The following is a 25,591-nucleotide window of genomic DNA, read 5'->3' on the forward strand; positions in this document are numbered from 1 at the left end:
AGTGAGCGAGCGGCACCTCGCCGTCCTCAACGCGGCGAGCGCCGAACTGTGGCGCCTGCTCGTCCACAACGCGCGCACCGTGCAGCCGAGAACCGCCGGCCAGTGGCCGGACAACCTCCGCAACGACGATCGCGCTCACGCGGTGGGCGAGCGGATCCTCGTCGCCCTCGACACGGTGAGCGCCGCACGGTGGCGGCTGCTCGTCCACGACACGCGCACCGTGCAGCCGAGAACCGCCGGTCAGTGGCCGGACAGCCTCCGCGACGCCGCCCTGCCACCCCACCCGCGCGACACCGTCCCCGCTCACTGGGCGACCTCGCGGGAATTGGAGACGCTGCGCGCCTGAGCTGAGGTGAGCCGGCCGTCGTGGACCTCGGCGATCCGGTCCACCGCGGTCAGGTGGGTGCGGTCGTGCGTGACCAGGACTGTGGCGGTGGCCTGCCGGTGGGTGAGGCGGGTGAGCAGGTCGAGGACGGCGGCCCCGCGTTCGTGGTCCAGGGCGCTGGTGGGTTCGTCCACCAGCAGGACCACCGGGTCGTTCATCAGCGCGCGGGCGATGTTGACCCGCTGGCGTTGCCCGCCGGAGAGCTGGTGCGGGCGGCGGTGTGCCTGGGCCGCTAGGCCCACCGCGTCGAGCAGGTCCAGGGCACGGGTGCGGGCCTCGGCCGGGATATGGCTCATCACCTGGAGTTGCTCGGCGGCGGTGAGGGCGGGTAGCAGGTTGGGCTGCTGGAAGACGATGCCGATCTTGTGGCGGCGCAGGTCGGTGAGCTCGGCGCGGCTCAGGCCCGCGGTGGCGGTGCCGTCGACGACGACCGTGCCGGTGTCGGGCGTGATCAGGGTGGCGGCGACGGCGAGCAGGCTGGACTTGCCGGAGCCGGAGGGGCCGACCACGGCGGTCAGGCTTCCTCGGGGCACGTCCAGGGTGACGTGGTCGAGTGCGGTGAGGCGGGAGTCGCCGTCCGGGTAGGTGAGCGTGACGTCGGTCAGGGTGAGACTCATCGGGCACTTCCCAGCGCGGTCAGGGGATCGACGGCCGTGATGCGGCGGACGGCGAGCGCGGCGCCCAGGAGGCCGAGCAGGATCGTCACGGCGGCCGGGACGAGCACCGTGCCCGGGGTGAGCGCGAACGGGATGGCTGAGCCGGTGAGCGCGGCGCCGAGTGCCGCGGCGAGTCCTGTTCCGAGCAGCGTGCCGCCGGTGAGCAGCACGACGGCCTGTCCCAGGGCGTCCCCGAGCAGCGCGGCCGTGGTGGCGCCTAAGGCTTTGAGGACCGCGATGTCGGCGCTGCGCTGCACGGTCCAGACGGTGAAGAACGCGCCGATGACCAGAGCGGAGATGACGAACAGCAGGCCGCGCATCAGTTGCAGGGAGCCGTTCTCCGAGGTGTAGGAGCCGATCGCGGACAACGACTCGTCCTTGGTGACGGTCCTGGTCCCGGCGGCCTGATCGGCGGCGCCGATGTCCGCGCCGGACGTGGTCAGGGCGAGCACGGTCGCCACCGTGTCGGTGCCGGGAGGAGCGATGGCGCGCCAGTCGTCGAGCGTGGCCCAGACGACCGGGGTGTGGCTGAACGAGGCGTCGCCGGACACGGCGGCGACCGTCAGCTCCCGCCCCGCCAGCACGAGGCGGTCTCCTGGCCGGAGGCCGAGGTCCTCAGCGGCCGCGGTGGACAGCACGACGGAGTTCCCCGTCGGTTCGGCAGGGGCGAGGGCGGAGCCGGATCGCACGCCGAACACCGATACACCCGCGCTCTGGTCGCCCGCCCTCGCCTTCGTGGTGATGATGCCCAGCGGTTCGGCGCTGCTCACCCCTGGCGTGGCCGCCCACCGCCGCCACTGCTCCTCGGTGACGGCCGAGTCGGCGTACGACAGGCCTGGGGCGAAGGCGATGTGGTCGGCGGGCAGGCCGGTGACGGCGGAGACGTTCTGCCGGCCGAGCCCGGCGGTCAGCCCGGACAGCAGGCCGACCAGCAGGGTGATCAGCACGATGACCGAGCCCATCAGGGCGAAGCGCCCCTTGGCGAACTTCAGGTCTCTCCAGCCGACGAACAACGGCCTGGTCCTTTCCGGTGGTCGAGTGGGACGTGTCCACGATCTCCTCCGGCACCCCGGTCGCGGATCTGGCCGGGGATGGCACTTGCCGGGCCGGAAGGCGGCGCGCCGGTTGTACCTTTCGACAGAGGTGGTCACGGCCGGTGCTGCGTAGCCTGGGACGCACTGTGAACGCCACCCCCGCCGTCGCCCCGATCAACCAGGTGCTGACCCGATGCCTGCACCTGCTGCTCTTCGCGCTGCTCGCACTGGCGGCGACCCGGTCCGTGACGGCCGGGCAGCCCCAGGCGGGGGCCGTCATCGTGGTCGCCGTGCTCTGCGCGGCGGTGTACGTGGTCGGCCCTCTGTCACCCCGGGTCCGCACGTCCAGGGTGGTCGCCGCGCGGTGGCTCGGTGCCGTCACCGTCGCGTGGGTCGTGCTGGTGCTCCTGACCCCCGACGGCGTGTGGGTCGCGTTCCCGCTGTACTTCCTCCAGCTCCACCTGCTGCCGCGGCGGGCGGGCCTGGTCGCGGTGTCGATCACGGCGCTGGCCGCGATCGCCGCGTTCGCCGCGCACCAGGGGACGTTCAGCCCGGCCGCCGCGATCGGCCCGGCGCTCGGTGCGGCCGTCGCGGTCGCCGTCGTGTGGGGCTACCAGGCGTTGTACCGGGAGAACGAGCAGCGCAAGCGGCTGATCGAGGAGCTCACCACGACCCGCGCCGACCTGGCCGCCGCCCAGCACGACGCCGGGGTGCTGGCCGAACGCGAACGGCTGGCCCGCGAGATCCACGACACCCTCGCCCAGGGGCTGTCCAGCATCCAGTTGTTGCTGCGCGCCGCCGGACGTTCCCTGCCGGACCCCGCCGGCAAGGCGGCCGGGTACGTCGAACAGGCTCGTCAGGCCGCCGTGGACAACCTCGCCGAGGCCCGCCGGTTCGTCGCCGCGCACGCCCCGCCCGCGCTCGACGGCACGACGCTGGCGGGCGCGCTGGAACGCCTGTGCTCGGCCACCCAGGTCACCACGCGGTTCCACCTCGTCGGCGCCCCGCTTCCGCTGCCGATCGCCCACGAGGTCGCCCTGCTGCGCATCGCCCAGGCGGCGCTCGCCAACACGGTCCGCCACTCCGCCGCCACCACCGCCGACGTCACCCTGACCCAGGCCGGCGACGAGATCACGCTCGAGATCTCCGACGACGGCGCAGGCTTCGACCCCGACGCGGTCGCTCCCGGTGCGGGCGGGTTCGGCCTGACGGGCATGCGCACCCGCGTCCGCGCGCTGGGTGGCTCCTTCACCGTCCGGTCGGCGCCCGGCGAGGGCACCACCCTGATCGCCCGGCTTCCCGTGGGCCGCCCATGACCGAAGACCCGATCAGGCTGCTCCTGGCCGACGACCACCCGGTGGTGCGGGCCGGCCTGCGCGCCGTGCTGGAGACCGAACCCGGACTCGTCGTGGTCGCCGAGGCCGCCACCGCCGAGGCCGCCGTGGTGCGGGCCGGTCAGGGCGACGTCGACGTCGTGCTGATGGACCTGCGGTTCGGTGCGGGCATGTCCGGGGCCGAGGCCACGGCGGCGATCACCGCACGCCCTGGGGCGCCCCGCGTGCTGGTCGTCACCACCTACGACACGGACGCGGACACGTTGCCCGCGATCGAGGCGGGCGCCACCGGATACCTGCTCAAGGACGCGCTGCCCGAGGACCTGGCGGCGGCCGTGCGCACCGCCGCGGCCGGGCGCTCGACCCTCGCGCCGACCGTCGCCGACAGGCTGATGAGCAGGATGCGCCTGCCCGACGCGGCGCTGACCCGGCGGGAGATCGAGGTGTTGTCGCTGGTCGCCGCCGGTCTCTCGAACCGGGCGATCGCGGCGCGGCTGCACCTCACCGAGGGCACGGTGAAGTCGCACCTGGCCCGGTGCTACCCGAAGCTGGGGGTCGACTCGCGCACCGCCGCCGTCGCGACCGCCACGGACCTCGGTCTCATCCGGCGCGGCTGACAAGATCACCCGGTGGACACCGGGAAGAACTGGCGGATCGCGCTGATCGGCGGTCCGTCAGGCGTGGGGAAGAGCCGGCTGAGCTATCCGCTGGCGCACCGGCACGGCGCCGCGCTCGTCGAGGTGGACGACCTCGTCGTCGCGGTGCAGAGCATGACCACGCCGGAGCAGCATCCCGACCTGCACCACTGGCTCACGCACCCGTACCACTCCGGACAGTCGGCCACGTTCGTCGTCGAACGGCAGATCGCGCTGGCCGAGGCCCTCGTCCCCGCGCTCGACGCCGTCGTCCGGAACCACCTCGAAGCCGGCGACCGCGTCGTCATCGAGGGCGACTACGTGCTGCCGTCGTTCTGCGCGCGGTGGGCCGGTACCGGTGAGGTCGCAGGCGTGATCGTCCACGAACCGGACGAGGCGCGGGTGCTGGCCAACTACCTGGCGCGGGAACCGGAGTCGGGCCCGCAGGCTCACCGCGCCGCGGTGAGCGTCCAGCACGGACGGTGGCTCGTGGAGCAGGCCGGGCTGCACGGCGTCGCGGTGCTGCCCGCGCGGCCGTGGAGCACCGGCGCCGACCGGCTTGACGACCTGCTCGGTTCCTGAGCGGATGCCAAAGCAGCCCCGGACCTTGTGCGGTCCGGGGCTGCTTCGCGGGGGATGGGATCAGAGACCCAGGCCGAGGCCCTCGGTGAGGCCGCCGACGCCGTCGAGCAGGTCGGTGTCACCGAGCACGTCGCCACCCAGGACGTTGCCGCCGAGCACGTTGCCGACGGTGCCGTCGACGACGCTGTGGACGGTGTCGTGCACGCCGTTGACGGGCGCGACGTCCGGGACGACGTCGTGGACGATCTCGGTGACGTGCGTGACGTCGGTGGTGGCCGCGCCGACCACGCCGGGCACGCCGTCGACGGAGATGATCTCGGTGGCGCCGGTGACGGTGCCGAGGACGCCGTTGACGTCCGCCACGTCGGTCAGGCCGGTCGCGGTGCCGAGCAGGTCGCCGGAGCCGACGAGGCCCGTGACGCCGCCGAGGTCGGTCACGTTGCCGAGGTCGGTGATGTTGCCCAGGTCCGTGACGTTGCCCAGGTCGGTGATGCCGCCGCCCAGGTTCGCCACGTTGCCGATGCCGGTGACGCCGTCGAGGGTGTCCGACACGTCGCAGTGGCCGGCCACGTCGCCGACGAGGCCGGTGGCGGCGCCGACGTTCGCGAGGCCGGTCACAGCACCGAACGAGGAGAGGCCGTTGAGGTCCGCGACCGAGACGGCGTCGAGCACCAGCGGCAGGATCTCGTGGACGTCGCCTGGGGTGATGTCGCTCAGGCCGCAGGCGCCGAGCACGCCCTCGGGGTCGAGGTCGAACGCCGACATGGCGCTCGGGTCGTTCAGGAGGTTCAGGGCGAACTCCTGCAGCGTGGCCGGCTGGGCCTCCTGCGGCACGGCCACGGGGGCGGTGACCTCAGGCGCGGCCTGCGGGACGGCCTGCTGCGGGGCGGCCTGCTGGGTGTCCTGCTGCATCATGGAAGTGGAGCTCCCTCGGGGGACGTGCGGGGGATGGTGGCAGGAACCGTATTGAGATCAACATCCCCCCGGCATCGGGTGCGATCCCTAGATTTCGGACGGCCGAACTCCTTAGGGGCCGGACTCACCCGTTAGGGGGATGTCGTCACCCGTTAGGGGCGAGCGGTCCGCGGATGTCGAAACGGCGACGACGGCTTCGACGTGGTTGTGACAGCGAGTCCGCACGACCACAGGAGGACCGATCATGACCGGACTACCGCCCGTCACCGACCTCGCCACCTGGCAGAAGGCCCGCGACGAGCTCCTGGTCCGCGAGAAGGCGCACACCCGCGAGGGCGACGCCATCGCCGCCGAACGCCGCCGCCTGCCGATGGTCGAGTTCGACGGCGACGTCCCCGTCGTGGGCCCGGCCGGCCCCGTGCCGTTCCGCACGCTGTTCGACGGCCGCGACGAACTGCTCGTCTACAAGCACATGTGGTGGGACGGCGCCCCGCACCAGGGCCAGTGCGAGGGCTGCACCCACGTGCCGTGGCACTTCCGCGACGCGAGCTACCTCAACGCGCGCGGCGTCTCCTTCGCCATCGTGACCACGGGCGCGTGGGACGAGGTGGCGCCGTACGTGGAGTTCATGGGCTACCCGCAGCCGTGGTACTCGGTGCGCGGCGTCGACGGCCCGGCCGGCGGCGACATGGGTTACCTGACGACCTACGTGCGCGACGGTGACCGCACGTTCCTCTCCTACTCCACGACGGCCCGCGGCTTCGAGGTGGCGTCCACCTCGCTCGGCCTGCTGGACCTGACGGTGCGCGGGCGCGGCGAGACCTGGGAGGACGCCCCCGACGGCTGGCCGGAGCGGCAGCACGCGGGCTGGTTCTGGCGGACGAACGCGGACGGCGAGTCGAGCTGGGGCGAGGACGGCCGGCCGGTGCCGCAGTGGACCCGTCCGGGCGCGGGCCCGGTGACGACGCTCGGCAGGCAGGGCCACTGCCACTAGCGCGACGCGGAAGCGGTGGCCGGCACCCGCCGCTTCCGCTCGAACACCGCCGGCCCGCGCCGCGCCTCCTCCCCCATGCGACGCTCCGCCACCCTCCACTCAGGCCGGTCGGCCACCGACTCGCGCGCGGCGCACCAGGTCGTCGGCGACCGCTGGTCCGGTCGGCGTACCGGCGGTCGAAACCAGCGGCGGAGGTCACCTGCCGACCCTGCCTGCTGAGAGTTTCTGAACGGCCGGCCAGGCGTGTGTCCTGGTTTTGATCTATGTCTGGACCAAAGTATGACGGCGCGTTAGGCCCAGGTATGACGACGTGAACGCGGCCACGTCGTTATTGTCCGTTCCGATGGACATCATCAGCTCGTAACCCCCTTTCCGCCGAAGGGACAGCCGCGTCATGTGGGAAGTTCTTCAGTCAGCGACCGACGTCCGGTCGCGCGTGACCGAGTGGATGGGGAAACGGTTCCTCGCGCACCTCAGCAAGACCGGGTTCGACCTCGAGTCGTCCTGGTTCGTGCCCTCGCGCGTGCTCGCCCCGCTGCGGCGCAACGGGGTCGACCCCGTGCCGGAGCTGGCGCGGATGCAGGCGCACGGGCCGGTGACGCGGTTGCCGTTGCCGGTCACGGTGTGGCTGGTGACCGGGTACGAGGCGTCCAAGCAGGTGCTGGTGGACTCGGAGGCGTTCAGCAACGACTTCGGGCACCTGCGCGAGCTCGGGTTGTTCTCCGACGAGGCGCCGGGCGGGCTGGGGTTCAGCGACCCGCCGGAGCACACGCGGCTGCGCAAGGTGCTGACACCGGAGTTCACCATGCGGCGGCTGTCGCGGCTGGTGCCGCGGATCGAGGAGATCGTCAAGGACCAGCTCGACCTGATGTCCATGCAGGACGGTCCCGTCGACCTCGTCGAGCACTTCGCGATGACGGTGCCCGCGCTCACGATCTGCGAGCTGCTGGGCGTACCCGCGAGCGAACGCGAGGAGTTCCAGCGGCGCAGCGTCTCGCGGTTCGACCTCGGCGGCGCGGCGACCACGTCGTTGTCGGCGGTGTCCGAGTCGATCGTGTACTTCCGGGAGCTGGTGCGGTCGCAACGGCTGGCGCCCACCGACGGGCTGCTCGGCGAGCTGGTGCGCAAGCACGGTGACGAGCTGGACGACGACGAGCTGGCCGGGCTCGCGGACGGGCTGCTCACCGGCGGGTTCGAGACGACGGCCAGCATGATCTCGCTCGGCACGCTCGCGATGCTGCGCGACCCCGGCCTGCGGGAGAAGGCGCTCGGGGACGACAAGGCCGTCAACGGGCTGGTCGACGAGCTGCTGCGGCACCTCAGCGTCGTGTCGGTCGCGTTCCTGCGGGTCGCGCGGCACGACCTCGAGATCGCCGGCACCAAGATCAAGGCGGGCGACATCGTGGCGTGCTCGCTGTCCCAGGCGAACCGCGACCCGAGCGTCTACCCCACCCCGGACGTCGTCCTCGCGGACCGTCCCGCGAGCCAGCACCTCGCGTTCGGCTACGGCGCGCACCGCTGCATCGGCGCCGAACTGGCCAAGATGGAGCTGCGGATCGCCTACCCGGCGCTGGTGAAGCGGTTCCCGGAGATGCAGCTCGCGGCCGACCCGGCCGCGCTCCAGTTCCGCAAGCTCTCGATCGTCTACGGCCTGCACTCGCTGCCGATCCACCTCGGCGCGCAGCCCAGCCCGATCCAACAGGTGCTGTGAACCGAAGAAGGCCACCCGATCCGGGTGGCCTTCTTCGTCACTCCCGCGTGCCGATGGTGTCGATCGGCTTGCCGCGCAACGACAACCGCGTCGACACCGCCACCGACACGACCCCGAGAAGCACGGCCCCGCAGAGCGCGCCCAGCCACACGCGCGCCGGACCGGACGGCACCACGCTCCCGGTCAGCCCGAGCGACAGCAGCACCAGCGGCACGGCCGCCACCAACGACCCGAGCACCATCGCGAGCCCCGCGGTGAGCAACGCCTCGGTCCGCATCATCCGCACGATCTGCCGCCGTCCGGTGCCGACGAGCCGCAGCAGTGCGAACTCCCGCCGCCGCGCGGCCGTGGACATCACCAGCGTGTTCGACACCGAGATCGCCACGTACCCGAGGATCACGCCCACCGCGACGAGGTTCAGCAGGAACTGGGTCCGCTCCTCGCCGCGTTCCCGCGCCGCCACCCGTTCCGTCACCTGCAACCCCGGATACCGGCTCACGACCTCGCCGACGTCGGCAGAACCGACCAGCACAGCACTGTCCAACCCGGACGTGGTGTGCGCACGGGCGTCAGTGGCAGACAGCACGTAGTCACCGAACGCCAGATCGTGGTCGTACGTCGCGATGACCTTCAACCGAGCCTGCAGTCCGTCCGCGAACCAGAACTCGACGTCGTCCCCGACCCTCTTGTCCTCCCACGACGCGTGCCCGGCGCTCAACGCCACCGTGCCCTCCCTCAGATCGCCGAGGCTGCCGGACACGACCCCGAGGTCGACCCCGTCCGCCGCGCCGAGCCCGGTGGCCGGACGGCTCTGCACCTCGACGCTGTCCCCGGTCGTGGACGACGTGATCACCTGCGTCCGCACCAGCGACGTGCCCCCGACCTGCCGCGCGACCTCGGCCGGCACCCCGGTCACCCCGGTGATCACCCGCTCGGCGGTGATCGACCGATCGGTCTGCTGCGCGACGGCCGCCGTCAGCGTCGTCTGGCTGTAGAAGTTCACCACCAGGAACCCGACCGCGAGCATCAACGGCGTCACCGCGGCCGCGAGCCGGCGCGAGTTCCGCGACACGTTCGCCGACGCCAGGTACCCGCTCACGCCGAACCTGGCGAGCACCGGCACGATCCACCGCACCGCCGCCCCGACCACCCGAGGCCCGGTCAGTGTCAGCCCGATGATCAGCACCAACGCGGCCATCACCGACATCGCCGCACCGATCTGCCCACCGATGAACAACGGCACGGCACAGGCGCCGAGCCCCAACGCGACCAGCACCCACCCGATGGCGAGCCGCACCCGGCCGACGTCCTTGCGTTGCACGGCGGCCTCCCCCAGCGCCTCGACGGGGTTGATCGACGACGGCCGCCGCGACGCGCTAAAGGCCGCGAGCCGGGCCGCGCCCACCCCGATCAGCAACGCGGCCACCAGCGGAATCGGGCTGATCGACAGCTCGAAGTCCGCGGGCACCACGCCGATCCGCGCGAACGCGTCGCGGAGCCCGTGACCGACCCCGATGCCCAGCAGGCTGCCCAGCAGACCGGCCACGACGGACACGACCGTCGTCTCGACTCCGATCAGCTTGCGCACCTGCCGTGGCGTGGCGCCGACAGCGCGCAGCAACGCGAACTCACGGCGGCGTTGCTCGACTGTCAGTGCCAGCGTGCTCGCGACCACGAAGATCGCCACCAGGATCGCGTACCCGCCGAACGACCCGGCCAGGATCGCGAGGATCGACTTCGTGCGGCTGACGTCGTCGAACTCGGCAGCACTGCGGTCGACCCCGGCCGACACCGTGACGTGGTCCCCGGCCAGCACCTCCTCGACGCGCTGCGCGTCCGCCCCGAGCACGCCGATCGCGCTCACCCGGTCCGGTCCACCGGCCAGCTCGATCGCCTTGTCGGCGCTGAAGAACACCGACGCCTGCCGCGCCACCCCGGCGGACTCGGCGACACCGGCCACGCGGTACGCGACGGGCACCGAGCGGGTCATCACCCTCACCTCGTCGCCCACCCGCACCCCGGCCTCGCCAGCGAGCGCCGAATCGAGCACGACCTCGTTCCCACGCGGCGCCACGCCGTCCTTCAGCGTGAACGGCGCCAGCACGGCGGAGTCCCAGTTGTGGCCGAACACCGGCTTGGACGCGACCGGCCGTCCCGACGGCCCGGTCACGACGGCCGGGAACGTCCGCTCCGCCACCGCCTTCGCCCCCGGCACTGCCGCGATCTTCGCGACCAGCGCGGCCGGAATGGACGGCTGCTCGGCGGCGTGCTCGAACGCGAGGACGTCACCACCGGGCGGCCGCACGGTCCGGTCGCCGGTGACGACCACGTCGGCGGCCGCGTAGCGCTGGGTCGGCACTCCCCCGCGCAGCCCCGACTCCAGCAGGATCCCGCAGGCCGCGACCAGCGCGGTCCCGCACAGCACGGCGACGAAAGCGCCGACGAACCCGCTGGTCCGGGCCTTGACGGTCTGCCAGGCGAGAGTCAGCACCGCTCACCACTCCCCGAGGTGCGTCATGCGCTCGGCGACCTTCTCCGGCGTCGGCCCGACGAGCTCGCCGGCCAGCCGTCCGTCCGCCAGGAACAACACGCTGTGCGCGGCCGAAGCGGCCACCGGGTCGTGCGTCACCATCAGCACGGTCTGCCCCATCTCGTCCACGATGGACCGCAGCAGTCCCAGCACCTGCTGCGCGGTCCGGGAGTCCAGCGCGCCGGTCGGTTCGTCGGCCAGCACCACCTCGGGCCGGGCGACCAGCGCGCGGGCGATCGCGACGCGTTGCTGCTGCCCGCCCGACAACTCGGTGGGCAGCCGGTCGAGCCGTCCGTCGAGACCGACCCTGCGAACGATCTCGTGCAGCCAGCCGCGGTCAGCCGACCGTCCCGCGAGCCGCAACGGCAGCGTGATGTTCTGCTCGACGGTCAGCGACGGCAGCAGGTTGTAGGCCTGGAACACGAACCCGATCCGGTCGCGGCGCACCTGCGTCAGCGCCGTCTCCTTCAGGCCGCCGAGGTCGGTGTCGCCGAGCAGCACGCGGCCGGACGTCGGCCGGTCCATGCCCGACGCGCAGTGCAGGAAGGTGCTCTTGCCCGAACCGGACGGTCCCATCACGGCGGTGAACGTGCCCCGCCGGACGTTCACGGTGATCCCGTCCAGCGCGGTGACGGCTCCGCCGCCAGAGCCGTACACCTTCCGCACCGCCTGCAGCGACAGCGCGTCTGCCCTCATCACGTTCTCCTTGGCTCGCAACGACTTGCTCGCCAAGAACGTAGTTTCGGGAGCACCCAGGACACGATCACGCAGGCTGCCGAGACCGAGGTAGAGCCTGCTCCACCTCGTCGGCGCGGACAGATTCGACCGGCCGGGTTCGTCGGCCACGACGAACCCGGACGCCGACACCGGGCCTAGCGTTCCTGGCAGGGTGGGAAGGACCGGACTGGTGGATTAGGGGGATCACGAACACCATGACGAAGATCGAGGACCTGCACGGTCACGCGCTGCCGGAACAGCCCGTCCTCTCGCCCGACGGCACCGAGGTCGTCTACGTCCTGCGCACCACGAACCGCGAGGCCGACCGCGACGAGCACGCGCTCTGGCGGCTCGAGAACGGCAAGCCGAAGCAGCTGACCAGGGGGAAGTCGGACACCGCGCCGGCGTGGTCTGCGGACGGCAGGCTCGCGTTCCTGCGCGCCCAGGACGGCCCTGCCCAGGTGTGGCTGCTCGACGGCGAACCCGACCAGCTCACCACCCTGCCGCTCGGCGCGGGCGCTCCGGTGTGGAGCCCGGACGGCACGAAGATCGCCTTCGCGGCACCGGCCGACCTCGCGGACGCCGGGGAGCCGATCGTCACGTCCCGGCTCGCCTTCAAGGCCGACGGGGCGGGCTACCTGCGCGGCGTGCGGTCCCACCTGCACGTCCTCGACCTGGAGACGCGCGAGGTGCGGCAGCTGACCACCGGCGACTGGAACGCGGGCACCCCCACCTGGTCCCCGGACGGCACGAGGATCGCGTTCTCGGCGGCGCTCGACGAGAACGCCGACCTCACCTACCGCTGGCCGGTGCACGTCGTCGACGTCGACGGCACGGCGGAACCGCGGCTCGTCGGGCTCGCCGAGGGGTACTCGGAGTCGGTCACGTGGACCGGCGGCGGCCTGCTCGTGGTGGGCCGCGAGAACGTCGAGGCCGGTCACCTCCACCTGCTGCGCCTGAGCATCGACGGCGAGGTCGAGAACCTGTCCGCGCCGCTCGACCGCAACGTCCTGCCCGGCGCCCCCGCCTACCCCGGCGGGCGGCCCGCCCAGGTCGGCGGCACCACGTACTTCTGCGCCCGCGACCGCGGCTGCTCCCAGCTGTACGCCGTGGACGACGACGGCCCGCGCCTGGTCCTGGGCGGCGGCGACCGCGTCGTGTCGGGGTTGTCGGTCGCCGGCGACAAGGCCGCGACCGTGCTGAGCACGCCCACCTCGTTCGGCGAGATCGCCACGATCGACCTGACGACGGGCGAGGCGACCGTCCACACCGGACACAACAGCCCCGGCGGGTTCGTCCGCGAGGAACGCGAGTTCACGATCTCGGACGGCACGGTCGTGCACGGCTGGATCGTCCGCGATCCTGAGCGGACCGGCCCGCTGCCGTTGCTGCTCGACGTCCACGGCGGCCCGCACAACGCGTGGAACGGCGCCGCCGACTCCGTCCGCCTCTACCAGCAGGAACTGGTCCAGCGCGGCTGGGCGGTCCTGATGGTCAACCCGCGCGGCAGCGACGGCTACGGCGAGGCGTTCTACCAGGCCGCCGTCGGCTCCTGGGGCGAGTCCGACGCGAAGGACCTCCTCGAACCGGTCGACCGACTCGTCGCCGAAGGCCTCGCCGACCCGGCGAGGCTCGCCGTCACCGGCTACAGCTACGGCGGCTTCATGACGTGCTACCTGACCAGCCGGGACACCAGGTTCGCCGCGGCCGTCGCGGGCGGTGCCGTCAGCGACCTGACCAGCATGGCCGGCACGTCCGACGGCGGCCACTACCTGACCGAGGTCGAACTCGGTGGCACCGAACGGTTCGCGGGCCAGTCACCGCTTTCCCGCGTGGACGACGTCCGCACTCCCACGCTGATCTACCACGGCGCCGACGACGCGCGCTGTCCCGTCGGCCAGGCCGAGCAGTGGTTCACCGCGTTGCGGCGCAACGACGTTCCCGCGAAGCTCGTCCTCTACCCCGGCGAGTCACACCTGTTCGTCATGAGCGGCAAGCCGTCGCACCGCGAGGACTTCAACCGCCGCGTGGCCGGCTGGGTGCGCGAGCACGTCGAGAAGCGCAAGCCGCTCGACGCGAAGCATTGGCAGCGCAGGCTTTCGGCGTTGGCCAAGAAGCACGACGTGCCCGGCGCGGTGCTCGGCATCGACCACGGCGGCGAGATCGCCCAGGCGCACCACGGCGTGCTGAACCGCACGACCGGCGTCGAGGTCACCGACGACGCGGTGTTCCAGATCGGGTCGATGACCAAGGTGTTCACGGCGACGGTTGTCCTGCAACTCGTGGAGGAAGGGCTGCTCGACCTCGACGCGCCGGTCAAGGACGTGCTGCCCGAGCTCGGGCTCGCCGAGCCGGTGACGATGCGGCACCTGCTCACGCACACCAGCGGCATCGACGGCGACAACTTCACCGACACCGGCCGTGGCGACGACTGCCTGGAGCGCTACGCCGACGTCCTCGGCGACGCCGTCCGGAACCACCCGCTCGGTGCCACGTTCTCCTACTGCAACGCCGGTTTCGCGCTGGCGGGCCGGGTGGTCGAGAGGGTCACCGGCAAAACGTGGGACGAGGCGATCCGCGAGCGGCTCTTCGTGCCCCTGGGTCTCACGCGCACCGGCACGCTGCCCGAGGAGGCGCTGCTGCACCGCGCCGCGAACAGCCACGTGACGCACGACGGCGAGCAGGAGGTGGCGAAGCTCTGGATGCCGTTGCCCAGGGCCATGGGACCGGCCGGCACGATCTTCGCGTCCACCGGCGACGTGCTGAGGTTCGCGCGGATGCACCTCGACGGCGGCCTGGCCCACGACGGCACGCGGGTGCTGTCGGAGGAGTCCGTGGCCGCGATGACGTCGGAGCAGATGGCGTTGCCCGACACCGGTGGGCTGCCCGACTCGTGGGGGCTCGGCTGGATCCGGTTCGGCTGGGACGGCGACCGGCTGATCGGTCACGACGGCAACACCGTCGGCCAGTCCGCGTACCTGCTCATCGCGCCGGAGCACGACCTGGCGGTCACGTTGCTGACCAATGTGGACACTTCGCGCGAGCTGTACGTGGAGCTGTTCCGGGAGATCTTCGCCGACTTGGCGGGCATCGACGTTCCGCAGGCGCGCAAGCCCGCGGCCGAGCCGCCCTCGGTCGAGCTGGCGAAGCACGTGGGCCGGTACGAGCGGGCGTCACTGCGCTTCGACATCACGCTGGGGGACAACGGACTCCGGCTCGACGCGACCCCTACCGGCACGTTCGCGGGCGTCGTCCCGAAGCCGGAGGTCGTCGACCTCGTCCCGTTCGCCGACGACGTGTTCCTCTACCGGTGGCCCCGGGACAAGGCCTGGACCACCGTCGTCTTCTACTCGCTGCCCAGCGGTGAGCCGTACCTCTACTCGGGTTTCCGCTCCACACCGAAGGTGTCCTGACATGGACCTGCTGAACGACATCGAGCGGCTCGTGTCCTGCGAGTCGCCGTCCGACGACCTGGCGGCGGTCGCCCGCAGCGCCGAGGTCACCGCCGCGGTCGGCGCCGCGTTGCTGGGCGCCGAGCCGGAACGGATCGTGCTCGACGGCCGCACGCACCTGCGGTGGCGGCTGGGTTCGGGACCGCGCAAGGTGTTGCTGCTCGGCCACCACGACACGGTGTGGCCGATCGGCTCGCTGGCGCGCATCCCGTTCGGCGTCACGGACGGTGTGCTGCGCGGCCCCGGCTGCTTCGACATGAAGACGGGCCTCGCGATGATCTTCCACGCCGTCGCGGCGGCCGGCTGCCCCGACGGCACGACCGTCCTCGTCACCGGCGACGAGGAGATCGGCTCGCCGTCGTCGCGCGGACTGATCGAGGCCGAGGCCGTGGCGCATCGGGCGGTGCTGGTCACCGAGGGCTCGGCCGACGGCGGCGCGTTGAAGACCGAGCGCAAGGGCACGTCGATGTACGAGGTCACGCTGCACGGCCGCGCCGCGCACGCCGGTCTCGAACCCGAACGCGGCGTCAACGCCACCGTCGAGGCCGCGCACCAGATCCTCGCCGTGGCGCGGCTGGCCGACCCGGCGCTGGGCACCACCGTCGTACCCACGGTGCTGTCGTCCGGCACGACCACCAACACCGTTCCCGCACAGGGCAAGTTCATGATCGACGTGCGCGTGCGAACCCTCGCGGAGCAGCAGCGGGTCGACGACGACATGAGGACGTTGCGGCCGGTGCTGGACGGGTCGGAGGTCGAGGTGTCGGGCGGCCCGAACCGCCCGCCGATGGAGCCGTCCGCGTCCGCCGAGCTGTTCCGGCGGGCGCAACGACTGCTCCCCGGCGTCACGCAGGCGGCGGTCGGCGGCGCGTCGGACGGCAACTTCACCGCGGGACTGGGGATTCCGACGCTCGACGGGCTCGGCGCGGTCGGCGGCGGCGCCCACGCCGAGCACGAACACGTGCTGGTGCCGGAGATCGGCCCGCGCACCGACCTGCTGGCCGCGCTCGTGAAGGAGCTGACATGACGCTGGTGGCTCAGGAGCTCGTCGTACGGCAACTCACCGCGCACGCGGACCTCGTTGCCGCGCAACGGTTGTTCGAGTCGATCTGGCAGGGAGGCACTCCCCCGGTCACCGCCGAGCTGCTGCGCGCGATGACCAAGGCGGGCAACTACGTCGCGGGCGCGTTCGACGGCGACGTCCTGGTCGGCGCGTGCGCGGGCTTCTGCTCGCCGCCCGCCGCGCGTTCGTTGCACAGCCACATCGCCGGAGTCGCCGCGGGCATGCGCGGCCGTGCGGTCGGCCTCGCGCTGAAGCTCGACCAGCGCCAGTGGTCCCTGGACCGCGGCCTGACCGAGATCACCTGGACGTTCGACCCGCTGGTGCGCCGCAACGCGCATTTCAACCTGAGCAAGCTGGGCGCCGACGCGACCGAGTACCTGCCGGACTTCTACGGCGACATGCACGACGGCATCAACGCGGGCGCCGAGTCCGACCGCCTGCTCGTCAGCTGGCGCATCACCGACCCGGTCGTGCCTCGGGTCGTCACCGCGGGCGGTTCCGCGGCCCTGGGCATCAACGACGACCTGCCCGTGCGAGGAAATGCGTCCGGCCCAACGGTTCTGGTCGCCGTGCCACCAGACATCGAGACGCTGCGGGCCACGAACCCGGCTGCGGCGCGCGAGTGGCGGCACGCCGTCCGCGAGGTGCTGGGCGGCCTGCTGGCCGAGGGCGCCCGCGTCACCGGGTTCGACAAGACCGGCTGGTACGTCGTGGAGAGGAGCACGTGGTGAAGCTGTCCGGGGTGGAGATCCGCTGGGTCGAGATGCCGCTGAGGTCGCCGTTCCGCACCTCGTTCGGCACGCAGACCGTGCGCCAGCTACTGCTGCTGCGCGCCGTCACGGACGAGGGCGAGGGCTGGGGCGAGTGCGTCACGATGGCCGACCCGGTGTACTCGTCGGAGTACCTGGAAGGCAGCGCCGACGTACTGCGCCGCTTCCTGGTCCCGGCTTTGACCGGCCCGATCGACGGCATCTCGGTGGCACCGGCGCTGCGGAGGTTCCGCGGCCACCGCATGGCCAAGGCAGCACTGGAGATGGCCGTCCTGGACGCCGAACTGCGCGCGCGTGGCGTGTCGTTCGGCCGTGAGCTGGGCGCCGTCCGCGACCGCGTGCCGTGCGGAGTCTCCGTAGGGATCATGAACTCGATCCCCGAACTCCTCGACGCCGTCGACGGCTACCTCGCCGAGGGCTACCAGCGCATCAAGCTGAAGATCGAACCGGGCTGGGACGTCGACCCGGTCCGCGCCGTCCGCGAACGGTTCGGCGACATCCAGCTCCAGGTGGACGCCAACACCGCCTACACCCTCGGCGACGCCCGGCACCTCGCGAGGCTCGACCCGTTCGACCTGCTGCTCATCGAACAGCCGCTGGACGAGGAAGAACTCCTCGCCCACGCCGAACTGGCCAAGGTCGTGCAGACCCCGATCTGCCTGGACGAGTCCATCACCTCTGCGTCGTCGGCGGCGGACGCGATCAAGCTCGGCGCCTGCCAGATCGTCAACATCAAACCGGGCCGCGTCGGCGGCTACCTGGAGGCCCGCCGCATCCACGACGTGTGCGCGGCGCACAACGTCCCGGTGTGGTGCGGCGGCATGCTCGAAACGGGCATCGGCCGCGCGGCGAACGTGGCCCTCGCGGCGTTGCCCGGCTGCACGCTGCCCGGCGACACCTCGGCGTCCGACCGCTACTACCGGATGGACGTCACCGAGCCGTTCGTGCTGGAAGACGGCCACCTGACCGTGCCGACGGGGCCGGGACTGGGCGTGACGCCGCTGCCGGACGCGCTCGACTCGGTCACGGTGAAGACGGAGTGGATCCCGGTGCGCTGACCCGCGTTCACCGCGTGGTCCTACACCGCGGCGCGCCGGACCTCCGGCAGCTCCGCGGTGTCGCCACGCACCAGCAGCCTCAGCAGTGGACCGGCCATCGCCGTCGTCACCAGCGCCATCACCACCATCGACGAGTACAGGCTCTGGTCGAGCACCCCGAGGCTCAGGCCGACGGAGAGGATGACGAGCTCGGTGAGCCCTCGGGTGTTGAGCAGCAGTCCCAGCGCGGCCGACGACCTGGGAGGCACGCCTCCGGCGCGGGCAGCGAGGTAGCCGCCCGCGAACTTGCCGCCGATGGCCACCACCAGGACCAGGCCCAGCTCGCCGAAGCCGGACCACCCGATGGACGTCAGGTTCACCTGCAGGCCCGCTACCACGAAGAACACCGGGAGCAGCAGGACAGAGCCCAGTCCTCCCAGGCGGTTCAGCAGCGCGGCCGTGCCCTCCCTGGGCATCACCACGCCGAACAGGAACGCGCCGAAGAAGAAGTGCAGGCCCATCCACTCGGTCGCCGCGGCGGACATCAGCAGGCCGGCCAGGCCCGGCACGGTCAGGTCGCCGGTGAGGCGGCGCAGCACCGGGGTGACGATCCACCGCATCACCGCCAGGTAGGGCAGCACGAAGAGCAGGCGCCACTGGTCCGGGCCGCCCGCGTCGCTCACGGCGGCGACCACGGCCAGCAGCGACCACGCCGCCACGTCGTCCACCGCGGCGCACGTGAGCACCAGCCCTCCCAGCGGTGTGCCGGTCAGGCGGAGGTCGGCGAGCAGCCGCGCCAGCACCGGGAACGCGGTCACCGCCATCGCCGCGCCCAGGAACAGCACGAACCCCAGCCGGTTCTCGGTGGGGTGGGTGGTCAGGAGGTGCAGCGCGAGCACCGTGCCGAGGCCGAACGGCAGTGCGATCGAGGAGAAGGAGACCGTGACCGCCAGGGATCCTCTGCCGCGCAGCAGGTTTCGCGGGAGCTCCAGGCCCACGACGAACATGAACACGGCGAGACCGACGTTCGCGAGCGCGCTCAGGGAAGGGCGCACGTCGGCGGGGAACACGGTGTCCGAGATGGCGCCGCCGAACAACGAGGGGCCCAGCAGCACGCCCGCGACCATCTCGCCGATCACCGGTGGCTGGCCGCAGCACCGGGCCAGGCGGCCGAAGAGCCGTGCCAGCACGACGATCAGGGCCAGGTCGGCCAGCAGGACGGTGAGCTGTGCCGCTGTCACGAGGCGACCTCGGTCGGCAGTCTGGCGTACCGGCGCATCCCGTAGAGCAACGGGTCGGTCGCGTCGCCCTCCGCGATCCGCAGCACCTCGCCGAACACGACGTGGTGGTCCCCCACGGGTTCGGCTCGGCGCACCGCGCAGTCCGCGACCGCGTGCGCGTCGTCCGGCAGGTGCGGGCCGCCCGTTCCTGCCCGCCAGCGCACGCGGTCGAAGCGGTCCTGCGCACCGGACGCGAACAGTTCCGCGGTGGCCCTCGCCTCGCCGTGCACCAGGTTGACGGCGAAGACGCCTCGGCGCAGGACCGCCGCCAGCGTCGGGCTGCCGGTGCGCAGGCAGGCCAGCAGCGTCGGTGGGGCGAGCGTGACGCTGCACAGCGACGAGCACGTCATCCCGCGCGGCGTGCCGTCGGCGTCGACGGCGGTGATGATCGCGACCCCGGTCGGGAAGCCGGCCATGAACGACCGGAATCCCGACCGGAGCGCGTCGGTCGTCACAGCATCCCGATCGGCTCGGCGCGCAGCGGGCTCGCCCAGCTGTCGTCGTCGAAGAGCAGTTGCTGGTTCAGCGCCGGGTCGTCGTGGAACCGCGCGAGCGCCTCGTGCTGTGGCAGCGCGCGCCGGACGAACGCGTCGGCCGCGTTCCGGCGGGCCTGCCACCGCGCCGGAGGCTCGGCCCGGTGCAGCAGCCTCGTCGGAACCTGCTGTCCCAGCAGGATCGTCTCCACTCCGGCGAGCCCGTAGAACGTGGGCGCGTTGCCCTGCACGAAAGTCCGCAGCAGCGGGTTGCGGTAGCGCAGCGGCGCGCCGGTCGCGTACATGTCCAGCATCGGCTGTGCGCCGGAGATGTCGGTGTTCGCGCGCGCCTCCCGCCAGAACGGCGTGTCGCGCCTGGTGTTGAACCGGTAGTGGATGGACAGGAACCACCGCAACGCGTCCCACCTGTTCGCGAGGCCCACGTTGACCATGTCGCGGCACTGCGGGTCCGCCCACGAGCCGGGCAGCGAGGCCACCAGCGCCTGGACGCTCGACGTGATCATCAGGATGCCGGTCGACTCCAGCGGTTCGACGAACGCGTAGGAGTTGCCGATCGCCATCACGTTGCCCCGCCACGCTTTCTCGTGCCGGCCGACGCGGAACCGGACGAACCGCGGTTCGCTGACACCGGGGAAGCGCGCGGCGAGCTCTGCGGCTGCCTGGTCGTCGGAGATCGCGTTCGACGAGTAGACGTAGCCGAGGTGGTCGTCCTGCGGCGTGGGGATGTCCCAGCACCAGCCGGAGTTCATCGTGATGGCGCTGGTGTACGGCTTCAGGTTCCCTCCGTGGCCGACGTTGCCCGTCACGGCGGAGTCGGTGAAGAGGCTGCTCGCGTAGCTGTGGAACGGCGTGCGGAACGCCTTGCCCAGCAGCATCGACCGGAATCCCGAGCAGTCGGCGTAGAAGTCGTAGGAGAGCTTGCGACCGTCGGTGGTCTGCAGGTGGTCCACCCAGTCGTCCTGGCTGAGCGCCACGTCCTCGATCTTCGCCTCGACGTGCTGGACGCCGCGCTGCTTGGCGATGTCGGCGAGGTAGCTCACGAATCGGGCGTTGTCGAGGTGGTAGGCGAACGGCAGGTACTTCATCAGCGACAGGTGCCGGTCGCCCGCGTCGAACACCGGTGCGCGCTCCGCGCTCATCAGCAACGACTGCAGCGTGTACCCGTCGATGCCCCCGCCGGCGTCGACCGCGCCCGCCGTGCCGATCGAGTTGCTGTCCCAGTCGAACGGCGCCATGAACCCGTCCGGCCGCGGGCCCCACTCGAAGCGGATGCCCTGCTTCCAGGTCGGTCGCACCTGCCGGTAGAAGTCCTCGACGTCGATGCCGAGGTAGTGGTGCAGGAAGATCACGATGCCGGGAACGGTGGCCTCGCCGACACCGATGATCGGGATCGACGGGGACTCGATCAGCGACACCTCGAGCCACGGCCTCTTGGTGCGCAACGCGATGGCCGTCAGGTACCCGGCTGTGCCGCCGCCGACGACGGCGACCCTGCGGATCGCCTGCCGGTCGTCCGCCGCGGGCCGCGGCAGCATCTCCACCAGCGGTTCGTGGTTGCTGCGCAAGGAGATTCCCGGCAACCGCGGCGCGTCGGCGGCGCCGCCGAGCCACTCGCGCACCGCCGCCGACTCGGTGTCGGAGAAGGTCCGCACCAGCTCGTCGAGTGCCGATGGCCGTCCAGCGTTCATCTTCATGAGTGGTTCCCCCAGAACCTCGTCAGCCGGAAATGAGATCAGCGGAACGCAGGCGGCCGACGAACACGTCGACGTCGGACCGCACGTCGGCGACGTCGACGCCCGCGCTCGCCGCGATGCGTTCCGCCACCTGGTCCGCGGTGTCCCCGGCCGCCAGTCGTTCCAGGACGTACGCGGCGGTCGGGTTGAGCTGCCAGTAGCGGCCGGTCCGTTCGTCCAGCACGACCATGCCGTCCTCCGCGCGCGTCATCGACACCTGTGTGCGTGGGCGCAACGTCATCGCGAACCTCCCCTTGGTCCAACCGTGATCAAAGACCTCCACCGGCTCATGTCGCCGGTCTCCCCCACCGCCCTGCCCTCGGCCTCCACCCAGGCGTGCGCGCGGAACGGGTGGATCTGCGCGCCCACGTGCCACGTCGGCCACCGGCCCCGCAGCCGGCACAGCAACGCGACCGCAATGGACCTCGGCAGGCACCCGTCACCCGCGACCATCACGCTGCTGGCGAGGACCGCCCGGCTGGCCGCCGCCGCCTCCTCGTACGTCGCGGGCCGGGCACCTTTGGACACGGCGGTGAGGACCCGGCGGATTCGCTGCGGTGACCTGGTCCCGAGCACTCGTGCCACGAGGACCACGGCCGACGCGGGAACACCTCGGAACGGGCCGGCCGCGGGGCGGGTGAGGGCCGTCGCTTTGGCTTTCATCAGCTCGCACTCCTCATCGCGACGTCGGACGCGCCGCGCAGCCAGGTCTCGCAGTTGAACGTCATCACCATGATCGGCAGCGCCGGTCCAGGCGGGGGCGGCCCGAGGACGGCGAGGCGCAGTGCCTCCGCGTCGACCAGGCCGAGGTCGGCGAGCAGCAGGTCGTCGCACAACGCGGCGAGCCTCGGCCGTTGCGCGCGCAGCCCCGCGTGCACGTCCTCGGACATGTCGTTCTTGGTCGAGCGCCGCACGATCCCGGCGGGCACGACGTCGCGCAGCGCGGCGGTCAGCAGCGGTTTGAACGCCCAGGGAGTGGTGCGCTCGTGCGGGAGCACGGACAGGCAGGCCTCGACGACCCGGTCGTCCAGGAACGGTGCCGCCGTCCGCACGCCCTGAGTCGCGGTGAGCTGCCCGATGAGCCGCGCGATCCGCCCGGACGCCCGGATCTGCTCCAGGGCCAGGTGCTCACTCCTGTCGTCCGCCAGCGGCTCGGCGTCCGCGGCGGCCCTGTCGAGCGCGTCGACGACGAGGTGAGCGCCCGCCTCGGTGAGCCACGGCGGCAACCGCAGCGGGTGGTTCCAGCTCGCAGGGGGCAGCCGGGCACCGGGCAACGGCGACGCGACCTGCCGTGCGCTCTGCGCGAGCCAGTCCCGGTAGGACTGCCTGTCCCGCAACGCCTGCCAGGTCTGGCTCACCGACCACCGCTTCAACCCGCGGTGGCCGCGCACGTGGTCGAGAGCGAGCAACGGGTCGCGCCGTGCGAGGCCGTGCACGTAGTTCGGCGGCGCGGACAGCACCTCGTCCCCGCCGTGGCCGGTGAAGTGGAGTGTGGAGCCGCGGGCCCGCACCCGCCGGGCGATCTCCGCGAACCGCGCTCCCTGCAGGCCGAGGAACGGTTCGTCGTGCGGCTGCACCGGGTCGAAGAGTCCCTCGAACGGCAACGGCAGGTCGCTCGCGGGCATGAGCAGGTGTTCCGCCCGCGGCATTCGTGCCGCGGCGTCGACGGCGATCGCGGTGTCGTCGTCCTCGCTCGTCAGCCCCGTCATGGTGACCGCGAGCAACTCCGGGTTGTGCTGCCAGGCGAGGAACCCCACGGGCGTGGAGTCCATGCCCCCGGACAGGTCGCAGCTGATCGTCGGCCGCGATCGGGCACTGTCGCCGACCGCCTCGACGAGCGCGTCCCGCAACCGGTCAGCTCCCTCGGCCAGGGTGAGGCTCGGGGTCGGCGGCGTCCACCAGCGCACGACGTCTGGTGTGGCTCCCGGCGCGGCGTAGTGGCCGGGTGCGACCGCGGTGACCCCGCGCCACATCGTGGAGGAGGTGAGGGGATGCGGGATCGACGGGAACAGCAACCGCAGGGCGGCGGACTCCTCGTCCAGTTCCGCGCCGGCGATCTCGGCGACGAGGTCCGCCCGGTTCGCGGCGACACCGCCACCGACGAACATCCGCCGGGTGTTGGAGATCGTGCCCTGCGCCCGGATCCGGGCTCCCAGCGAGGCCACCACGTGGTGACTGCCGGGCAACGCCGGGACGACGCGGTCGAGCTGCCGCACGTCCGTGACGTCGCGCAGCAACGCTTCGAGCCGTGCTTCGGCGATTGGGCAGAAGCCGATCAGCGCGACGACACCGTGCCGGCTCCGGAACGTCCGGAGGTCGTCGTCGCGGAGGACGCCCACGATCAGCGGGCGACCGGACGGATGGGTGACCAGCACCTCCGCCCCGGGACGATGGGTACGAGCGGCGAGAACGCCGTCGTCGTCCGCAAGGACGACGAACGCGCTCTCGCCGCCGTCAGCGTGAGGCTGAGGCACTAACGGATCCTCAGTCCCACAGCCAAGCGGTGTCCCACGGGTTCTGGCTGCCGATGCCGTTGGTGAGGTCGGCGAAGTCACCGATCTCGACCATCAGCGGCTGCTCGTACCCACCCGGCTTGATCTCCTCCATGGCGTTTCTCCCACCAGCTTCGACAATTCCGGGAAACGGTTGTCCCCGGCAGAATCGAACCTAGCAAGCGACTTCGAGAGCGCCAACGGATTGCAACTAAATTGCACGAACCAATTCAGGCGGCCTGTTCAAAACCGGGATCGTCCCGCTTTTTGGACGCTTTCGGCTTGCGCTCGCCCTCGGTCGGGAAGACCCAGCGGCGGAACGCCCAGAACCGGAACACCATCGCGATCAGCGTGCCGATGATCATTCCGCTCACGAAGTCCGCGATCTCCTGAACGAGCAGGCTCACCTCCGGCACCCGCAGGTGCAGGACGTAACGCGAGATCACGTACGGCAGCGAGTTCAGAGCCACGCCGATGCCGCTGATCAGAAAGAACAACGCGGCTTCGTGGTGCCGTTCGCGGCCGCCGCGGGAACTGAAGGACCACTCGCGGTTGAGCACGTACGACACGATCGTCGCCACGATGGTGGCGACGACGAGCGCGGTGACGGGCTTCGCCTTCAACACGGTGAACTTCAGCGTGTAATTCAGCGCGGACGTGACGAGGAAGCACGTACCACCGACGAAGAGGAACTTCAGCGCTTCACGATGCTTGAGCGCATTCGCCCGCACCGGCGCCGGCAAAACGGACAAAACCCTGCGAACGAACGGCATGTGCACAGTCTATCGCAGCCGACCAGGCCAAATCATTTACCGCCCTGTTCGAGCTCTCGCGCGAACTTCTGCCAAATTCCGGCGTAACCGCGGGCGAGCTCCGCGACCATGCCCGCGGCGTGCGCCGGCACGTTCGTCGCGAGGCCCTCCCGGTCCTCCACCATCGGCGCGTGGGCGTCGAGCAGCCGCAGCAACGACCTGCCGGTCTCGCTGAACCGCAGCGCCGGGTCCTTCTTCAGATCCCGCACGATCGACTTCGGGTCACCCGCGGTGAGCGCGACGCCGATCGCCAGTTCCTCACCGCGCCGCACCCGGCCGGGCACCGGATCTTCACCGCGCTCGACCCGGTCGCGGACGTCGCGCACGGTTCCGGCGGAAATGCCTGTGGCGGCGGCGATCTGCCGCAACGACCTGCCGGGGTCCGACTCGATGAGGTCGGCCGCGAGCCTGCGCCCGTCCGCGGTGCTGAGCGGGCGCGCCCGCCCGTCCTGGCCGATCCGCGTGCGCAACTGGCGATGTCCGCCGGTTGCTCGCCGCCGGATCACGCCGACCGTGCGCGCGGCGATGCCGGCGACCCGCGCGATGGCCCGGTCCGACCACTCCGGGTGCGACCCGATGATCCGCGCGGCGGCCGCGGCGCGGTCGGCGCGGGACAACGGCAGACCGTGCGTGGTGTTCGCCTCGACCGCGAATACGAACGCGTCGACCTCGGAGCCGTCGAACAGCCGCGCCCGAATCGTGCGTTCCCCGCGCATCTCGGCCGCGCGGAGGCGATGCGCTCCGTCGATCACCTTCATGGTCTTCCGATGTACGACGATCGGCGGAAGCTCGTCCTCCGATTCCGCGAGAACCCTGACGTGCTCCTCATTTTCCCCGGCGGAGCGGGGAGAGTCGGCGGGCAGCAGTTCCTCAACGAGCAGTGTGACCAGCACGAATCCGGTGTCCGGATCGCGCGATTCCTGACCGATTGCCGAAGATTCAACGGAGTGAACAGATTCGAACGA

At 71.6% G+C, this 25,591-nt stretch carries 24 protein-coding genes; 10 read left to right on the forward strand and 14 right to left on the reverse strand.

Going from position 1 to position 25,591, the window contains the following annotated elements; genetic code table 11:
* Position 1: 1 nt before the first annotated feature.
* Positions 2–346, forward strand: a complete 345-nt coding sequence (locus ACQEU1_RS08790) for a hypothetical protein (RefSeq protein ID WP_433198141.1) — start codon at positions 2–4, stop codon at positions 344–346.
* On the opposite strand, the gene ACQEU1_RS08795 is transcribed toward ACQEU1_RS08790, so the two are convergent.
* Together ACQEU1_RS08795 and ACQEU1_RS08800 are read right to left on the reverse strand one after the other, a co-directional pair.
* Positions 304–1,002 carry an ABC transporter ATP-binding protein gene (locus ACQEU1_RS08795; RefSeq protein ID WP_433198143.1) on the reverse strand — a complete coding sequence of 233 codons (699 nt, stop codon included), beginning with the start codon at positions 1,000–1,002 and terminating at the stop codon, positions 304–306. The genes ACQEU1_RS08790 and ACQEU1_RS08795 overlap by 43 nt on opposite strands.
* Complete coding sequence (locus tag ACQEU1_RS08800; protein WP_433198145.1) at positions 999–2,054, reverse strand: ABC transporter permease; 1,056 nt, start codon at positions 2,052–2,054, stop codon at positions 999–1,001. Before ACQEU1_RS08800 ends, ACQEU1_RS08795 begins: the two co-directional genes overlap by 4 nt.
* A 167-nt stretch (positions 2,055–2,221) precedes the next feature.
* On the opposite strand from ACQEU1_RS08800, the gene ACQEU1_RS08805 reads away from it, so the two are divergent.
* From ACQEU1_RS08805 to ACQEU1_RS08815, 3 genes are read left to right on the forward strand one after another with little or no spacing between them, the layout of a single operon-like run.
* Complete coding sequence (locus ACQEU1_RS08805; protein ID WP_433211398.1) at positions 2,222–3,391, forward strand: sensor histidine kinase; 1,170 nt, start codon at positions 2,222–2,224, stop codon at positions 3,389–3,391.
* Positions 3,388–4,026: a response regulator gene (locus ACQEU1_RS08810; protein WP_433198147.1), complete on the forward strand. Its 639-nt coding sequence runs from the start codon at positions 3,388–3,390 to the stop codon at positions 4,024–4,026. The genes ACQEU1_RS08805 and ACQEU1_RS08810 overlap by 4 nt, the downstream gene beginning before the upstream one ends.
* A 12-nt stretch (positions 4,027–4,038) precedes the next feature.
* The gene (locus tag ACQEU1_RS08815) at positions 4,039–4,626 is read left to right on the forward strand and encodes a hypothetical protein (RefSeq protein ID WP_433198149.1); all 588 of its coding nucleotides are present in this window, start codon (positions 4,039–4,041) and stop codon (positions 4,624–4,626) included.
* A gap of 60 nt (positions 4,627–4,686) precedes the next feature.
* Here ACQEU1_RS08815 and ACQEU1_RS08820 read toward each other — a convergent pair whose 3' ends face one another.
* On the reverse strand, positions 4,687–5,541 hold the full coding sequence (locus ACQEU1_RS08820; RefSeq protein ID WP_433198151.1) for an IniB N-terminal domain-containing protein: 855 nt from the start codon (positions 5,539–5,541) through the stop codon (positions 4,687–4,689).
* Between the two features lie 244 nt (positions 5,542–5,785).
* Between ACQEU1_RS08820 and ACQEU1_RS08825 the strand changes: the two genes are divergently transcribed.
* Positions 5,786–6,535: a DUF899 family protein gene (locus tag ACQEU1_RS08825; RefSeq protein ID WP_433198153.1), complete on the forward strand. Its 750-nt coding sequence runs from the start codon at positions 5,786–5,788 to the stop codon at positions 6,533–6,535.
* A gap of 394 nt (positions 6,536–6,929) precedes the next feature.
* Entirely contained in the window at positions 6,930–8,246 is a 1,317-nt protein-coding gene (locus tag ACQEU1_RS08830; protein WP_433198155.1) for a cytochrome P450, read from the forward strand.
* A 37-nt stretch (positions 8,247–8,283) separates the two neighbouring features.
* On the opposite strand, the gene ACQEU1_RS08835 is transcribed toward ACQEU1_RS08830, so the two are convergent.
* Together ACQEU1_RS08835 and ACQEU1_RS08840 are read right to left on the reverse strand one after the other, a co-directional pair.
* Positions 8,284–10,737: an FtsX-like permease family protein gene (locus tag ACQEU1_RS08835; RefSeq protein WP_433198157.1), complete on the reverse strand. Its 2,454-nt coding sequence runs from the start codon at positions 10,735–10,737 to the stop codon at positions 8,284–8,286.
* A 3-nt stretch (positions 10,738–10,740) separates the two neighbouring features.
* Positions 10,741–11,472, reverse strand: coding sequence for an ABC transporter ATP-binding protein (locus ACQEU1_RS08840; RefSeq protein WP_433211401.1), 732 nt, complete (start codon positions 11,470–11,472; stop codon positions 10,741–10,743).
* A gap of 236 nt (positions 11,473–11,708) precedes the next feature.
* Here ACQEU1_RS08840 and ACQEU1_RS08845 point away from each other — a divergent pair, with 236 nt between their 5' ends.
* Genes ACQEU1_RS08845 through menC form a run of 4 tightly spaced genes read left to right on the forward strand, consistent with a single transcriptional unit; the run spans position 11,709 to position 17,836 of the window.
* Positions 11,709–14,906 carry a serine hydrolase gene (locus ACQEU1_RS08845; protein WP_433198159.1) on the forward strand — a complete coding sequence of 1,066 codons (3,198 nt, stop codon included), beginning with the start codon at positions 11,709–11,711 and terminating at the stop codon, positions 14,904–14,906.
* Position 14,907: 1 nt separating this feature from the next.
* The gene (locus ACQEU1_RS08850; RefSeq protein WP_433198161.1) at positions 14,908–15,972 is read left to right on the forward strand and encodes a M20 family metallopeptidase; all 1,065 of its coding nucleotides are present in this window, start codon (positions 14,908–14,910) and stop codon (positions 15,970–15,972) included.
* On the forward strand, positions 15,969–16,739 hold the full coding sequence (locus tag ACQEU1_RS08855) for a GNAT family N-acetyltransferase (protein ID WP_433198163.1): 771 nt from the start codon (positions 15,969–15,971) through the stop codon (positions 16,737–16,739). The genes ACQEU1_RS08850 and ACQEU1_RS08855 overlap by 4 nt, the downstream gene beginning before the upstream one ends.
* Entirely contained in the window at positions 16,736–17,836 is a 1,101-nt protein-coding gene (menC, locus tag ACQEU1_RS08860; RefSeq protein WP_433198165.1) for an o-succinylbenzoate synthase, read from the forward strand. Before ACQEU1_RS08855 ends, menC begins: the two co-directional genes overlap by 4 nt.
* Before the next feature lie 20 nt (positions 17,837–17,856).
* Here menC and ACQEU1_RS08865 read toward each other — a convergent pair whose 3' ends face one another.
* The 9 genes from ACQEU1_RS08865 to ACQEU1_RS08905 all read right to left on the reverse strand — a co-directional run bounded on the left by ACQEU1_RS08865 (position 17,857) and on the right by ACQEU1_RS08905 (position 25,519).
* Entirely contained in the window at positions 17,857–19,056 is a 1,200-nt protein-coding gene (locus ACQEU1_RS08865; protein ID WP_433198167.1) for a cation:proton antiporter domain-containing protein, read from the reverse strand.
* Positions 19,053–19,550, reverse strand: coding sequence for a flavin reductase family protein (locus ACQEU1_RS08870; RefSeq protein WP_433198169.1), 498 nt, complete (start codon positions 19,548–19,550; stop codon positions 19,053–19,055). Before ACQEU1_RS08870 ends, ACQEU1_RS08865 begins: the two co-directional genes overlap by 4 nt.
* Positions 19,547–21,283 carry a tryptophan halogenase family protein gene (locus ACQEU1_RS08875; RefSeq protein ID WP_433198171.1) on the reverse strand — a complete coding sequence of 579 codons (1,737 nt, stop codon included), beginning with the start codon at positions 21,281–21,283 and terminating at the stop codon, positions 19,547–19,549. Before ACQEU1_RS08875 ends, ACQEU1_RS08870 begins: the two co-directional genes overlap by 4 nt.
* Before the next feature lie 22 nt (positions 21,284–21,305).
* Positions 21,306–21,563 carry a lasso peptide biosynthesis PqqD family chaperone gene (locus ACQEU1_RS08880; protein WP_433198173.1) on the reverse strand — a complete coding sequence of 86 codons (258 nt, stop codon included), beginning with the start codon at positions 21,561–21,563 and terminating at the stop codon, positions 21,306–21,308.
* A complete protein-coding gene (locus ACQEU1_RS08885; protein WP_433198175.1) occupies positions 21,560–21,985 on the reverse strand; it encodes a lasso peptide biosynthesis B2 protein in 426 nt (141 codons plus the stop codon). The genes ACQEU1_RS08880 and ACQEU1_RS08885 overlap by 4 nt, the downstream gene beginning before the upstream one ends.
* A complete protein-coding gene (locus ACQEU1_RS08890; protein ID WP_433198177.1) occupies positions 21,985–23,796 on the reverse strand; it encodes an asparagine synthase-related protein in 1,812 nt (603 codons plus the stop codon). The genes ACQEU1_RS08885 and ACQEU1_RS08890 overlap by 1 nt, the downstream gene beginning before the upstream one ends.
* 10 nt (positions 23,797–23,806) lie before the next feature.
* The gene (locus ACQEU1_RS08895) at positions 23,807–23,929 is read right to left on the reverse strand and encodes a lasso RiPP family leader peptide-containing protein (protein WP_143022795.1); all 123 of its coding nucleotides are present in this window, start codon (positions 23,927–23,929) and stop codon (positions 23,807–23,809) included.
* Positions 23,930–24,044: 115 nt separating this feature from the next.
* Entirely contained in the window at positions 24,045–24,587 is a 543-nt protein-coding gene (locus ACQEU1_RS08900) for a GtrA family protein (RefSeq protein WP_433198179.1), read from the reverse strand.
* A gap of 32 nt (positions 24,588–24,619) precedes the next feature.
* Entirely contained in the window at positions 24,620–25,519 is a 900-nt protein-coding gene (locus tag ACQEU1_RS08905) for a ParB N-terminal domain-containing protein (RefSeq protein ID WP_433198181.1), read from the reverse strand.
* Positions 25,520–25,591: the final 72 nt, after the last annotated feature.

The organism is Lentzea sp. CA-135723 (assembly GCF_050936595.1).
GTDB lineage: Bacteria > Actinomycetota > Actinomycetes > Mycobacteriales > Pseudonocardiaceae > Lentzea.